The organism is Vreelandella venusta, from assembly GCF_015689495.1.
Lineage (GTDB): Bacteria > Pseudomonadota > Gammaproteobacteria > Pseudomonadales > Halomonadaceae > Vreelandella > Vreelandella venusta.
The window spans coordinates 2,942,144-2,956,416 of sequence record NZ_CP065135.1 but is presented as its reverse complement, the minus strand read 5'-3'; the positions used below and the strand labels follow the sequence as shown (position 1 = coordinate 2,956,416).

At 50.3% G+C, this 14,273-nt stretch carries 11 protein-coding genes; all 11 read left to right on the top strand.

What is annotated here, in order from left to right; translation table 11 throughout:
• Positions 1 to 3: 3 nt before the first annotated feature.
• The 11 genes from IR195_RS14025 (at position 4) to IR195_RS13975 (ending at position 14,220) form a co-directional block, all read left to right on the top strand.
• Positions 4 to 255, top strand: a complete 252-nt coding sequence (locus IR195_RS14025) for a hypothetical protein (protein ID WP_125750052.1) — start codon at positions 4 to 6, stop codon at positions 253 to 255.
• Positions 248 to 3,148, top strand: coding sequence for a glycosyltransferase (locus IR195_RS14020; RefSeq protein ID WP_206047873.1), 2,901 nt, complete (start codon positions 248 to 250; stop codon positions 3,146 to 3,148). Before IR195_RS14025 ends, IR195_RS14020 begins: the two co-directional genes overlap by 8 nt.
• A gap of 51 nt (positions 3,149 to 3,199) precedes the next feature.
• Entirely contained in the window at positions 3,200 to 4,051 is an 852-nt protein-coding gene (locus tag IR195_RS14015) for an ABC transporter permease (protein WP_241006728.1), read from the top strand.
• Between the two features lie 48 nt (positions 4,052 to 4,099).
• Positions 4,100 to 5,293, top strand: a complete 1,194-nt coding sequence (locus IR195_RS14010; protein ID WP_125750043.1) for an ABC transporter ATP-binding protein — start codon at positions 4,100 to 4,102, stop codon at positions 5,291 to 5,293.
• On the top strand, positions 5,290 to 6,048 hold the full coding sequence (locus IR195_RS14005) for a DUF4214 domain-containing protein (RefSeq protein ID WP_206047871.1): 759 nt from the start codon (positions 5,290 to 5,292) through the stop codon (positions 6,046 to 6,048). Before IR195_RS14010 ends, IR195_RS14005 begins: the two co-directional genes overlap by 4 nt.
• A complete protein-coding gene (locus tag IR195_RS14000; RefSeq protein ID WP_206047870.1) occupies positions 6,045 to 7,073 on the top strand; it encodes a glycosyltransferase family 4 protein in 1,029 nt (342 codons plus the stop codon). Before IR195_RS14005 ends, IR195_RS14000 begins: the two co-directional genes overlap by 4 nt.
• Positions 7,074 to 7,624: 551 nt before the next feature.
• Entirely contained in the window at positions 7,625 to 10,645 is a 3,021-nt protein-coding gene (locus tag IR195_RS13995; RefSeq protein WP_125750034.1) for a DUF4214 domain-containing protein, read from the top strand.
• Positions 10,646 to 10,779: 134 nt separating this feature from the next.
• The gene (locus IR195_RS13990) at positions 10,780 to 11,568 is read left to right on the top strand and encodes a SapC family protein (protein ID WP_125750031.1); all 789 of its coding nucleotides are present in this window, start codon (positions 10,780 to 10,782) and stop codon (positions 11,566 to 11,568) included.
• 198 nt (positions 11,569 to 11,766) lie between these two features.
• Positions 11,767 to 12,327 carry a hypothetical protein gene (locus IR195_RS13985; protein WP_125750028.1) on the top strand — a complete coding sequence of 187 codons (561 nt, stop codon included), beginning with the start codon at positions 11,767 to 11,769 and terminating at the stop codon, positions 12,325 to 12,327.
• Positions 12,328 to 12,425: 98 nt separating this feature from the next.
• Entirely contained in the window at positions 12,426 to 12,638 is a 213-nt protein-coding gene (locus IR195_RS13980) for a DUF6447 family protein (protein ID WP_125750025.1), read from the top strand.
• Positions 12,639 to 13,041: 403 nt separating this feature from the next.
• Positions 13,042 to 14,220 carry an O-antigen ligase family protein gene (locus tag IR195_RS13975; RefSeq protein ID WP_241006727.1) on the top strand — a complete coding sequence of 393 codons (1,179 nt, stop codon included), beginning with the start codon at positions 13,042 to 13,044 and terminating at the stop codon, positions 14,218 to 14,220.
• Positions 14,221 to 14,273 lie beyond the last annotated feature (53 nt).

The following is a 14,273-nucleotide window of genomic DNA, read 5'->3' as shown; positions in this document are numbered from 1 at the left end:
CGCGTGATCAAGGCTGCCATCAAACAGCGACTGCGCATTATCATAAAGAAGCTGATCAGCTTCCCGACGTTTAAGCGGCTAGGGCAGCGTTTGCTGAGCCCGTTTCCAAGGCTAAGAGGGTGGGTTATTCGATTGGTGCAGGCGGGCCAGTATAGCGATCTTGCTGCGTCAACCCGAATCGAAGGTTATGGAGAGCGTCAGCAGCGGTTGATGGATGGCCTTGAGCGGCGTAGGAAGCAAGCCACTCATGAATAATAATGTCACGCTTTATATTGCCGATGCTCGTCATGCAACGCGGTTCACCCGGCTTGAGGATTGGTTGGCTGCGTTCTCGAATGCTTTCATGCAGGATGGTTCTGCAAACATCGCTGATGCTCATGTGCTGCTGCTTGGCTTTGATCACGCTGCATTAATCGATTGTCATCGGCACCTATTTAATATTGGCATTGCGCCAAGGCGTTGCCATGCCTTGCTACGTGAGCAGGAGGACGTACTAGCGTCAGTCAGTGATGCTTTGGTAGATATTGTCGTGCAGCATATGGCGAATGCAATGAATCCCGCAGCCATCGTCAATATTGCCAACGGTGAAACATTAACGGTTGCTTCGCCAGCTCCTTCGCCAACTACTGCGGCTAAGCCTACATTGGCATTTGTGTCACCCTTGCCGCCGCAGGCGACTGGCATTGCCAATTATAGCGCGGAACTCCTACCGTATTTAGCGCCTCATTTCACGCTTACGTTGGTAGTTGATCAGCCTGAGCTTGATGCTGAGCTGAGTCGTGCGTTTGAGTGCATTGATCCAGCTACCTTTAGTCAGCGTGCCAGCGAGTTTGATTATACCGTCTACCAAATAGGTAATTCGCTTTATCACGCTTACCAGTTTGGTTTGCTGCAACGCCACCCGGGTATTGTCGTACTTCACGACTACTTTCTGTTTGATGCGGTTTGGTGGCTTAATGAAAGCGGGCTGAAGCCCAACGCATTGCTCCAGCAGCTCTACACTGATCACGGTTATCCGGCGTTACTTGCCCATGCCGAAGCAGCGCGAGATGCTCGAGGTGCCGAACAGTTTCCGGTGAATGGTTTGGTCACTCATCAGGCTGGCGGGATGATCTATCATTCCGCTTTCGCACGTTCTCTGGCCGATCGCTGGCAGTTGGGGCAGCTGGCACCCACTTACTTGGTTCCTCATCTACGTCAGTTGCCGATGCCGTTTGATAAGCAAGCAACACGTAAGGCATTAGGAATAGCTGTTGACGAGCGAGTCATTGCCAGCTTTGGGGGAGTTAATCCCAAAAAGCTGACACACGTGCTGTTAGATGCTTTTCTGGGTGATGCTGATGCACAAGCGCTTCCTGTGGCTAGTGCAACAGGACGCCCCGTACGGCTGGTGCTGGTCGGTGCTCAACATAGTGGTGAATATGGGCATGCCTTGGCACGTCGACTTAAGCAACACCCCAATGGCCACCAAGTGACAGTTACTGGCTATGCTTCCCGCGAAGAGTATCAGTGCTGGTTACAGGCAGCGGATATTGCCGTGCAGCTACGCACGCAATCTCGAGGTGAGACCTCGGGAGCTATTTTTGATGCTATGGCCTATGGCGTTGCGGTAATTGCTAATGCTCATGGTAGCAGCGCAGAACTACCTGAGCAGTGTATTTGGCAATTAGCTGATGGAGCTGAAGAACAGTTGATCACACCGCTACGAGAGGCGCTTTGCCAGCTGTGTTCTCATGACGATGAACGTGAGCTCCTGGGGCAGGCAGGGCGCGACTACGTAGCGACAACTTTGGCGCCAGAGAAAGTGGCTGAGCAATATCGCCAGGCGATTATAGACGCGCCATTAGTGGCGCCTCGTTACCGCTATGAGCGCTTCCTGGATCAGTTGGCGGCACATGCGCCGCTGAACACGGCACTACAAACACCTGAAACGGCTAAGCAGCTGACTCGGATACTGAGCGATGTAGATGTTACCCCCGATGAATGTACGCCAAGGCTGCTGTTTGATGTCAGCACGATCGCTTGGGAAGATTTAAAAACAGGCATCGAGCGGGTCACGCGGCGCATTGCTGACCATCTTCTACGCCACCCACCCGCTGGCTGGAGGGTTGAGCTGATTCGTTGGGGGGGAGACGATTTTTATCTCGCACGAGGCTTCGCGAGCGAGCAACTAGGGCTTACGCCCCCAGGACCTGACGTACCCATTGAGGCTCGTTCCGGAGATCGCTACGTAACACTTGAATGGGCACCGCCATTATTAAAGCAGGCGGGGCATGTAATGCGTCGGATGCGTGCCTCCGGCGTCAGATTCTATTTTACCGTTCATGATTTACTACCGTTATCTCTACCAGAGTGTTTTCCTGAGCATATTCCGGCCACTATGAATGAGTGGTTTGCTTCTATAAGTGAGCTGGCGGATGGCATTACCTGCGTATCACGACATGTTGCTGATGTAGTCGAAGCTGAGTTGGATCAGCGGGAAACTGGTAAAGAGCATCGGCCCTGGGTTCAACATTTTCACCTTGGCGCTGATTTTAAGTCTCCTACAAGTGGCGCTGATGCAGCGTTAAGCAAAGTCGAGCGCCAGTGGCTTGAGCCGTTAGCGCAATGCCAGGGGGCTACCTTACTGATGGTTGGCACGATTGAGCCACGTAAAGGCCACCGCCAGGTGCTGGATGCACTGGAGCAGTGTTGGTCTGATGGCGCCGATATCAATCTAGTGATCGTTGGTAAGCAAGGTTGGCAGGTCGGTGATTTGATCCGCCGTATTAAGCAGCACCCGCGGCGCAATACGCAGTTATTCTGGGCTCAGGGTGCCAGTGATACGCTATTAGAGACTCTTTACCGGCGCAGTGATGTGCTGGTGGCCGCGTCCTATGGGGAAGGGTTTGGTCTGCCACTGATCGAAGCGGCTCATCATGGCATCGCTATCCTCGCTCGAGATATCCCCGTCTTTCGTGAAGTGGCAGGCAAGTACGCCACATACTTTAATGCGGATACGCCGCAAGCATTGGCTCAAGCACTTCAGGACTGGGTTCGGGACTGGCAAGCTAATCAGGTGGCAGGATCTGATGGTCTGCCGTGCCTTGACTGGCAGCAAAGTAGCCAGCAATGGCTGGCGGCAGTGCTAAGCGACCATTTTCGCTAAATGATGCTAATTACTCTTCGAAGTTGATGATCCACCAAAGGAGCCATGTTCATGGCATTGCTTGGTAACAGCAAGCCACGCTTAGCGCTGGCGCAGCGACTGCGTCAAACCCTGAGCTGGTGGCGGCAGCACTTGCCGTTGATTGTCCTGCTGACGCGTCAGGAGTTGGTAGACCGCCATAAAGGCTCAGTGCTAGGTCGGATATGGACGCTGCTTTCACCGCTGATTAATATCCTGGTGTTTGTGCTGATCTTTTCGGCCATTATGGGGGCGCGGCTTGAAGGCTTCGGCGCTGAAGTCGAGCGGTTTACCTATAGCATCTATCTGATCAGCGGTATTCTCGCCTGGACGGCCTTTGCAAAAAGCTTAAGCGCCATCACCAACCTGTTTATTGAACGAGCGGGGATGATCACCAAAGTCAACACCTCGCTAGCAGCGTTGCCACTCTCGGTACTGTTTGCTGAATTAGTGGTATATCTGATCAGCATGATCTTTTTTGCAATATTTTTGTTGATGATAGGGTTTTCTATTGACTGGCACTGGTTAGCGATCCCCTTTGTGCTAGCTCTACAACTGGGCTTTACCTATGCTCTGGGGTTGTCATTGGCCATTCTGGCCGTCTATCTGAAGGATATTCGTGAAGGCGTCGCAGTGCTATTACCCGTTTGGTTCTGGCTAACGCCGATCGTATATGTTGACGATATTATTCCAGCTTGGGCGCTGGGGTTGATTAGCCTTAATCCGATGTTTCAGTTTATTGACGCCTATCGTGAGCTGATACTGTATCAGCGCCTGCCAAGCGTTGCAGGACTGGCGACAATGCTGGTGATAACCCTTGGATTGATGTATGCCGCCTTCTGGTTGCTTAAACGCACCGAACGGGATTTGCGCGATTCATTGTAATAAAGGTACAGCGCACATTGTTAGCGTTCAGCGCCTCAGGAGATGACTGTGATAGTTGTTAAAGATTTGCATAAATCCTTCAAGCTGTTCACCTCGCCACGTGAGCGTTTGAAAGAAGCCCTGACAGGCAAAAATTATCACACTCAGCATATCGCGCTGGATGGCGTCAGCTTCGAAGTTGCTGCGGGTGAAGTGCTGGGTGTTCTAGGTCGTAATGGTGCCGGAAAGTCCACATTGCTGAAGCTGCTTACCGGTGTGTTGATGCCTGATGCCGGCAGTTTGCATATCGATGGCCGTGTCACGGGGCTATTAGAGCTAGGGACGGGGTTCAATCCCGAACTTAGTGGCATCGATAACATTACGATTAATGCCTTAATGCTGGGTATGAGCCACGCGGATATTGAGCGCCATCGAGACGCAATTATTGAATTTTGCGAGCTGGGTGACTATATCCATGAGCCGTTGCGTACTTACTCCTCGGGCATGGCCATGCGGCTTGGGTTTGCTATTGCGATTCACGCTGACCCCGCCTGCTTTTTGGTGGATGAAGCGCTTTCAGTGGGGGACGGCTATTTTCAGCAAAAATGCATTCAGCGTATCCGTCAGTTTAAGCAGGAAGGCGGGGCGATTCTGTTTGTCTCCCACGATCTTAATGCAGTGAAAGTGTTGTGTGATCGGGCGATTGTGCTTGAAGGAGGGCGTCTAATTTATGACGGAGACTCCGAAGGCGCCGTTAATCACTACAATCGCATTATGGCCGAACAGGCTGAGGGTGATGATTTACGTGACGGGGAGTCTGGTGCTTTTGGTACCCAAGAAGTGTTGGTCACCCATTGCCATGTTCAGGGGCAAGATAGTCAAAGCCCAATGATTGCGAGTGGCGAAGTTTTAGAGATTCATTTACGTCTGAAAGCAAATGCTACGCTAGATGATGTCGCTTTAGGTGTATTGCTGCGTGACCGTTACGGGCAGGATGTGTTTGGTCAGAACACCCATCAACACAAGATTGTGTTGTCTGTGGTAGAAGGCGAAGAGCGCGAGGTTGTGGTGCGTATTAAGGCGGATATTGCGCCAGGTAAATACACCCTTTCTGCAGCACTACATTCCAGTGACCACCATCTGGATGATTGCTACTGGTGGCATGACAGTCTTGACACCTTTGAAGTGGCAGGCTATCGCTACAGCAAGTTTTCGGGTTTCTGTCGATTAGACTGCTCTTTTGATATGGGACCCTTGGTATGACAGACCCTGAGCGCGACATAGATGCTCTGATCAAGCAGCTCAAGGATGAATCAATGCTAGTGGATACACAGAATTCACTGGCCATCGAGAGTTGGTTCACGCTATGGCAAAAGCGCCTTGTACCTATTTTTAAACTGCCACGTCATCGACTTTATGAGCCACAGCAGCCGCGTCTGGCTGAGCTGATGGGCGTGCATCTTGATGATGAAATGTTTGTAGACCGTGCTTATATCTTTCTGGTTGGGCGCTCGTCAGACCCACAAGGTGCTACCTATTATCGGCAGATGGCTGCCTGTGAAGGACGAATTTCCGCGCTGATTGAATTGCTTGAGTCCGATGAGGCGCAAGAGTATGTCAGGCAGCAACGGTTAAAGTTGCCTGGTCATTTACTAAGGCTAAGTGGTTTGCGGCAGCGTCTCGTTTCTCTTCCAGGTATAGGGCGCGGGGCTTGGCGATTGGTCGCGGGATTAGTGTGGCGCCATTATGAACAGCGCTGGCGTGAAGCGGGTGAGTTCTACGACATTCTCGCCCACCACGGAAAGCGCCAAGAGGAGCATCGAGCGCTTGCCATGACGTTAGCAGAAATGGCAAATATTCAGCAGCGTATCGTGGCACAGATAAATGCTGAGTCGCATGACCAGTCATCCAGCACTGAGTCTGCTAAATGGCTAACGGCAGAACAAGCGGTTGCGATAATGGATATGCTGAAGCGCGCTGAGCAGGAGTTAAGCAGTAACGAGGAGAAAGCGTCATGAAAATTTTGGTGACGGCCAACCATACTCCTTTTATTGCGGGCGGCGCCAACTATCACGTAGAAGGGTTAGTCGCGGCATTGAGGCTCTATGGTCATCAAGTAGAGTGCCTACGCCTGCCATTTCACTACGAGGAAGCCCAAATTGAACGTCAGATGATGTTCGCCGAACAGTTAGATCTCAGTGCGCCAAACGATGTGGCGGTTGATCGTGTAATCAGCCTGCAGTTTCCTACCTACGGTGTACAGCATCCCGAACATGTTATCTGGTTGATGCATCAGCACCGTGTTTGCTACGAGCTCTATAACCCCTCGCAAGCAAGCGCTGCCTTGACAGCCTTAAAGCCGCAAGTGGAAGCATTTGATCAGCGCCACCTTGGTGCTGCAAAGCGTTTGTATGCCAATTCGCCTCGTGTGGCTGAGCGTCTAAGCCACTACAACGGTTTGTCCGCAGTACCGCTTTATCACCCACCTTATCAGGCAGAGCAGTTTGTCTGTGGTGATGATTGGGGGTACGTATTTTACCCAAGTCGCCTAGAGCCGTTAAAGCGCCAGTCGCTGTTAATAGATGCCTTAGCGTTGACGAAAACGCCTGTGACATTATTGCTAGCGGGGGAGGGAAGTCAGCGACGGCAGCTGGAAACTCAGATAGATAAGTTAGAGCTGAGCAATCGAGTGCGGTTTCTAGGGCATATTTCTGAGCAGGAAAAACACACTTTGTATGCGCACTCGTTGGCTGTGGCGTTTCCTACTTTTGATGAGGATTATGGCTATATCACTCTGGAAGCCATGCTAGCCTCGAAGCCCGTTATTACCTGCACAGATAGTGGTGGTCCTATCGGATTTGTCGAGCATGGAGTAACGGGGTGGCATTGTGAGCCAAGCCCCCAAGCGCTAGCTGATGTGTTAGATGAAGCCTATACTCATCGTGCGATGGCCAAGTGGATGGGGGAACAAGGTCGTGAAGCCTACCAAGCGGCAAACATATCATGGCATCGTGTTGTTACAACGTTAGTCTATGATGAGTAGAAACAGTGATGTTTGTTGCGCTTATTTATAAGTCTATCAAAATCAGTGATCTACATAGGAAAGCCTGATTTTAAAGCGTTGCTAGTGATTTCTTACTAGTAGGCTCCTTCTTCTATAGAGGGCATCATTCCCATCTAGTATTGCAAGAGTTGCTCGCATCGCTTTATACTGATTATTAGCGACCAGTGTTCGAAAACGTGAAAGTTCGAAAATTTACTTCATGGAAAGGTTCTGACACCGCTGGCTCAATGGTAGCGCGAAAACTTTTAGTGCTTTGGCCTAAGGTAAGTTTTGACATTGAGTACGTACTTTGTAAGTAGCTTGTGGAGTTCTTGCTACCGTCGCAGAGAGATTGACTTATCTTGGTACGTGACATTACATTAGGCGTGTTCCAGCTACTGTTATGTAGTGTAAGAGTATCAGCAGTATAGGTTCGTACCATACGCTGAAACTGCACTATTTGAGGAACCTAGAAATACCTTGAGCGCTCAAGGTGATAAGAGCCGCCTATCGTAGGTGGTATCTTTCTTAAGCAAGGAGACTATAGTCCCATGGCAACACAAGAGAATTTGAACTTGGCTCAACAACTGTATGTAGCTTATTACGGCCGTCCGGCTGATGCAGCTGGCTTGCAGTTTTGGGCAGAAGAAATTGAAGCCAACGGAATTGACGCCGCCATCAGCGCTTTCGGTAACTCTGCTGAGTTCACAGAGCGTTTTGGTGATTTAGACAACGAAGAACTGGTTAACGGTATTTATCAGCAAGCGTTTGGTCGTGATGCTGATGCTGAAGGCCTGGCTTTTTACACCGAAAAGCTTGAGTCTGGTGAATTAGATCTGGCGACTATCGCTCTGACAATCGTTCAGAACGCAACAGATACTGACGCTAAAGACGCCTCTGCGCTGGAAGCAAAAGTAGCAGCAGCAGATAAGTACACTGTGGCAGCTGGCGATAAGCATTCAGGCGAAGCAGCTGATGATTACGCAGCTGAGTTCTTGTCAACAGTCGACGCCGATACCGATGTTGATGCACTGGACTTAGGCCCGGTTGTTGCTGGTATTCCTTCTGACGGTGGTGACGGTGACGGTGACGGCGGCGAACCGTCCGAAACCATTAACATCGACTTCAACAATACAACTTCTGTTGGCGGTAACGGTTCTTTCATTATCGACGATGAAGGTCGCTTAGTGTTTGTTCCTGGCACCGAAGACGCCGATGGCGGTTACGTTGCTGTTGAAAATGGCACTGGTGGTACTACCGTCAGCAACATTGGCAAAATCGAGTGGGACGAAGCTGGCCAAGTAGTTACCAGCTCTAAAGACTACACTTTCAATCTGGCTGACCAGCTGCACTCAGGTGAGCAGTACAACGGCCTGTTCCTGAGCCCGGTACTGACCGCTGAAGACCGCAGCGCGGATTCCCAGCTGTTTATTGACCTGCTTGACCTGCGTACCGCACAGACCAACCGTCCGCTGGGTGACCTGCCGGTTAACGGTTTCCGTTTCTCTGTCGGCGGCGAAACAGTTGTCCTGCAGTCTGAAGACATCTTCGCTGCAGAAACTTATCCTGAGCTGCTGACTGCGGTACAAAACGCGATTGCTGCTAGCGACGATCCGCTTCTGGAAGGCTTCCAAGCCACTCTGGGCGGCGAGTTCCGCGCTCAAGATGACCAAGGTGTTCAGGTTTCAGGTACTACCCTGGTACTGACCGACAGCAAAGGTCGTCAGATCGAAAGTGGTAACTTTACCTACAGCGAAGACGCTTCTGCGGGTGGCTTCACACTGTACGGTGAGCAGAGCACTGAAGCGCCGCAAAGCATTCAGGAGCTGATCGAAACCAATCTGAATCTGGATAACATTGGTTACGGCTCACAAGGCGGCTCTATCAACCTGGTTGGTCAGTCTAACTCTGACAAAGGTATTGAGCAGATGAACGTCACAGCAGACAACACTGTCTGGCTGACGCGTCTGGAGTCTGACTCTGCTGGTCGTGGAAATACCGGTGCTAATGTTGATGGCTCTCAGTTCCTGAAAGAAATCAACCTGGAAGGTGAAGGTAAATTCCTCGTTGGTCAGCAGGATGGCGAAGCTGTTCTTGGCCTAGCTGATCTGGTTGGCGCTGACACAACAGCTTACGGTCTGGTTGACGTTCAGGACTTCAATGGTGGTAGCTATAACGGCGACATCAAACTGAACGCTATCATCACTGAAGAAGTAGTGGCGCGTGATCTGGATGCGATGGACGATGACGTCGATCCGAAGAGCGACAACGCTACCTTCAACTACACCACCGCTGCAGGCGACGACCAGGTTTCTCTGGCGCTTTCTGATGAGCTGATGGCGCGTGAAGATGCTAACGTTGTAGTCGACACTGGCGCAGGTGATGATGTCGTTGAGACATTCATTACTCTTGAAGACTCTGTAAGCTTCGACGACTTGGCTGACCTTTCTGATCAGCAGCTGAACGCTAACCTGACCATCGCCACTGGCGAAGGTAACGATGTTGTTCGCACCTGGGGTGCAGGCGATGCCGTTATCGGTACAGGCACAGGTAACGATGTTGTCTACGCTGACAACTCTGGCTTCCGTAACGATCGTTGGGAGTTCAACTCCACTGCCGCTGCTGGCGCAATGCCGACAGATGTATCCAACAGCGATACTTCACTGTCCGACACTGCGAATGGCGTTAAGCAGACGTTCAGCGTTGACGAAGGTGCTGAAATCCAGGTTCGTGTATCCTTTAAAGGCCACGAGACCGTATGGGTTGACGTACCGAGCACCGACGGTGGCAACACTGGCGATACTATCAGCACCCTGCAGGTTAACCAGGCTATCAAAGACGCGGTTAATAACGACCACGTACTTGCCAACCTGCTGGAAGCATTCGATGGCGATGGCAACATCCTGAACATCGAATCTCTGATCGATGGCAACAACCTTGACGCGCTGGATATCTCCTTCCGCGATCATAACAGCAACACTACCTCTACCGATGGCCTAGCGGCTATCAATGCACTTTACGGTGAGAAGGTAGATTCTGATGTTTCTGGTCAAACGCTTGGTGGCGCTGACAGCGAAGCTGAAAGCGACAACACCATTGACGTTGGTGCTGGCAACGATGTTGTTGTACTGGGTACCGGCGAATTCAGCAATGACACGCTAGTACTTGTTGATCAGTTCGGCAACAACGATATCGTTAACTTCACCGTTGGTGACGTTAACGGCCACGATATCCTTGACTTCACCAGCTATGGTGTTAATCGTGCAACTGTCGGTTCAAATGACTATAACGTTGCTAACGATGAAGTTAACCTCGTGTCTTTCAATGCAGCCGACTTCGATGCGGACACTACCTTCGCTAACCTGAATGCCGATGATATCCGTGACGCGATTGGCAACACTGTCGACAACGGCCGTGTTGACAGCATCGTAATGGTTGAGTCTGGTAATAAGGGCATGTACAAAGTCTTCGATATCAACTCTGCAAACGACTCTACTAGCTACACTGTAGAGCTGGTTGGTACTCTGGACTTCGGTGATTCTCTGGCACTGGTTGACGCCAACATCGCCTAAGCGACACTGCTCAAATGATGGGTGACTGCTAAGTAAGTTTGTCACCTGTCATAAGCATCTGTTGTGCACATAAGCCCCACTTAGCTTGCTAGGTGGGGCTTACTCATTTGTCTGAATATAAAATAGGTAAGCATATGTCACGATATGTACCGCTAGATGCTAATCAGCACGCTCAGGGCGGTTGGTTGCCTTATGTGGATTATCTTTTTGCCTCCGATCAAACGTTAGTTGCCATATCACTGGAAGAAGTGCCCCACATTCTGAAATCGGTTCCCCTTGCATTTCGTGAGGTGGGGGCGGGTCGTTATCAGCTGGTGGCTGTCCAATCATTGACTCAAAACGTTAACCTCTGCGTGGCGCCAAACGGTCGCTGGCTGACGGGGTATATCCCGGCGCTGTATCGTGCTTATCCCTTCCGTTTACAACCTAACCAAAACCAGCGCCAGTGGTCGCTTTGTATCGATATGGATAGTGGCCTATGGCTGGCTAATGCCAACGAGCAGGGTAAGCGCTGTTTCAATGACAGCGGTGAGGATTCAGAGACGTTAAAGCAGCTACGTAGCTTCTTGAATAAAGTGATGCAGGGGCAAGCATTGGCCGCTCGTGCAGTCAATGCGTTGGCAAATGAGAAGCTAATTCAGCCGTGGCCGCTGAAAACACAAGGCGATAATGAGCAAGTTCAGCAAGTCGAAGGCTTATATCGTATTGATGAAAAACGCCTTAATGCCCTAGCCCCCGAAGCGTTATCAAATTTGCGTGATGCGGGAGGGCTTAGCCTTGCCTATGCGCAATTGCTATCCCAACATCGTCTAAATAACTTAGCTGAACTTTATCGTCTACATCACGCGGCTGCGCCGAATGTTGAAAGCTTAGATGAGTGGTTTGAAGAGAGTGATGACCTGCAGCTAAGTTTTGATGATTGAGGTTGATTGATTTCTTGCTTTCTGAGTTAACGGTTAGATGGGTAGCAGTATCCCGCTCATCACGACGTTTTGCCTTTTGTACTGAATAAATTTAGCTTTATAAGGTTACTGCTGGGCTTTGAAAAAAGATTTTTTACCAAGCGAGGTGAATTCAGTAGAATATAGCGCTTATTTTAAAGGCGACGAGATTGGAGCCTAATGTCTAAAATGCCCAAAAGCGTCGTGCTGGAAGGACGTCGATACCCTACGTGGGTACTAAGTTCGCGTGCGCGTGCTCAGTTGGTGAACCTTCAGCAGGTAGACGCGCATATTGCTGAGCTGCGTGAGCGATTGGCGCACTACTCAATGGCTCGAACGCTTTGCCAGCAGCGCTTGCTAAATGCACTACCTAAGCCTCTCAGTCTACCTGCAGGCCGATGTTATTGGCACACGGTGCCAAGAGAGTGGGTTGAACTGTCTGACGTATCATGCCCTTTACACGCTGTGCCGGGTGGGCATAGCTATCAGGAGGGGGATACGCTAGTCGTATATATTAAAGGGCTTGGCGTTGTTGGTTGGGGAGCGGTAACGGTTGACAGCTCTTCAGTCTGTCACTTCACTTGGCGTTGTCGAGTGGCGTCAATGGCAAGTGTTATACCGGCTAAAACGTTAAGTCAGTTTGCGCTTCGCCATCCCACTAGGCCATCACAACGTCTGCCTAGTGACGCTAATATTGGTCGTTTATTTGAAATGCTGAATTCTCGATCACTCTCCAAGTGATAGGTAATTTTATATATCGGTTTATAACCGATAAGCAATAGAAAAGATGTAGCGATATTGTCGCATTAAACTTTATTTTGATTTACTAAGGAGCTTTTATGGAAAAGCAAGAAGCCAAATCAGTCACTATTGATGGCCAGGAATATAATCTTTCCGATCTCTCAGAAAATGCCCGTAATCAACTGATAAATCTTCGTCTTACGGATCAAGAGATTCAGCGTCTTAACCAGCAGCTTGCGATTGCTCAAACAGCTCGCGCTGCCTACGCAAATGCACTCAAAAAAGAGCTGCCAGAGCAGCGCAAGCACTAACCATAAAGCAACGTATTTGTACTGTGCGCAGCACTTCGGCGAGCGCTGTTCCTGGAAGTGGGCTATTGATCCAGGAACGGGGTAATGGCTTAAATGTTCTGCTCAAACAGTGATATAAGAAACTTTATGCGCGTTATGGGGTAGGGTGCCGGAGGATGCTCAGGCCCCCTATCTTTGCTTGCCCACCTACTTTACTTGCCCCCTATTGCTCCCGACTGTGTGCTATCTAACGATACCATCGTCATGTCTCTTATATTGAGCATGGCTGTGGCATCTTCAGGTGGGTGGTTATGCTACTATTCGTGGTTTCCATATAACCGCTGGGTCGCCTACCTTTATGTTTAGTCGTCTTTTTTTTCCTTCTGAGTCTCTAAGAAGTGTTACTGGGATTGCGGTGTTTCTAATGGGAGCCTTGGCTCTCATTGTTCCATCGGGTTATTCCATTGGCCCTCTGTTGTTATTACTTGTCAGCATTTCCCTATTGTTTTTGCAATCGCCTTATTCACTCACTTCGAAAGACCGCTGGATAATTTTGACGTTAGTGGTCTACGGAGTGGTTGTGGGGGGGCTGTCCATTATAGATCTAGGCGCTAAGGGCTTTGATCGCCCATTACGCTTTTTGCTAGCCGTTCCAGTATTGCTACTCATTTTACGCTTTCCGCCACGCCAGACATGGTTATGGAGCGGGTTGTCGCTGGGCGCCATAGGAGCAGGTAGCTGGGGGTTATGGCAGCGGTTTGGCAATGGAATAGAGCGTGTTGGTGGCTATTTACATCCCATCCAGTTTGGCAACCTAAGCATGTTGATGGGGGTGTTATGTCTAGCAGGTTTAGGTTGGGCGGTGCTTCAGCGTCGACGCGCCATTTGGGTGGTTTTACTGCTACTAGGGGCTTTGCTGGGAATGCTAGGGTCGCTAATGTCTGGTAGCCGTGGTGGATGGGTGGGTCTGCCTGTCATTGGTTATGTTCTTTATCGTGGTTTTGGGCGTCAGTTGCCGTTGGCGCTAAAAGTGAGTGTGGCTGGGCTGGTTGTGACACTGGCTACGTTGGTATTTGTACTGCCTCAGACGGGGGTTCAGCAGCGCGTTAATTCGGCGATTAGCGATATCAGCCTGTATGTTTCAGGCGAGGAGAGTAATACCTCTCTTGGGTTACGTTTTGAAATGTGGCGTGGGGCATCGCAATTAATCATTCAGCGTCCACTGCTAGGTTGGGGAGAATCGGGGTATGAAGCGGCGATGATTAATTTGGGGCAGCAACAAACTATCTCTCCGGTGGCGGCTCAATTTGGTCATGCCCACAATGAATTTATCGATGCGCTGGCCAAGAGGGGGGTAGTGGGGTTAGCTGCTCTCGTGATGCTCTACATGGTGCCGCTGAAAATGTTTGCTTCTGGGGTGGTGCACGAAAACCTGCAAATAAGAGCATTAGCGCTGGCAGGTACGCTGCTTCCGGTTGCGTTCATTGATTTTGGACTTTCCCAAACCTTTTTAGCCCATAATAGCGGTGCAATGTTTTATGCGTTTTGGTTAGCTGTTATATGGGGATGTTACAGTGCTTACAATAGAGCTATTCAAGATTAGCAAAATGCTATAAAGCGTAAGCGTCTAAACGTCGGCTTATTACCAGCTGTGGC

Bases quoted from the DNA above. Each gene is read 5' to 3' on its own strand.
- IR195_RS13995 (WP_125750034.1), top strand. From the start codon at position 7,625: ATGGCAACACAAGAGAATTTGAACTTGGCTCAACAACTGTATGTAGCT.
- IR195_RS14005 (WP_206047871.1), top strand. From the start codon at position 5,290: ATGACAGACCCTGAGCGCGACATAGATGCTCTGATCAAGCAGCTCAAG.
- IR195_RS13985 (WP_125750028.1), top strand. From the start codon at position 11,767: ATGTCTAAAATGCCCAAAAGCGTCGTGCTGGAAGGACGTCGATACCCT.
- IR195_RS14015 (WP_241006728.1), top strand. From the start codon at position 3,200: ATGGCATTGCTTGGTAACAGCAAGCCACGCTTAGCGCTGGCGCAGCGA.
- IR195_RS13975 (WP_241006727.1), top strand. From the start codon at position 13,042: ATGGGAGCCTTGGCTCTCATTGTTCCATCGGGTTATTCCATTGGCCCT.
- IR195_RS14000 (WP_206047870.1), top strand. From the start codon at position 6,045: ATGAAAATTTTGGTGACGGCCAACCATACTCCTTTTATTGCGGGCGGC.
- IR195_RS13980 (WP_125750025.1), top strand. From the start codon at position 12,426: ATGGAAAAGCAAGAAGCCAAATCAGTCACTATTGATGGCCAGGAATAT.
- IR195_RS14020 (WP_206047873.1), top strand. From the start codon at position 248: ATGAATAATAATGTCACGCTTTATATTGCCGATGCTCGTCATGCAACG.
- IR195_RS13990 (WP_125750031.1), top strand. From the start codon at position 10,780: ATGTCACGATATGTACCGCTAGATGCTAATCAGCACGCTCAGGGCGGT.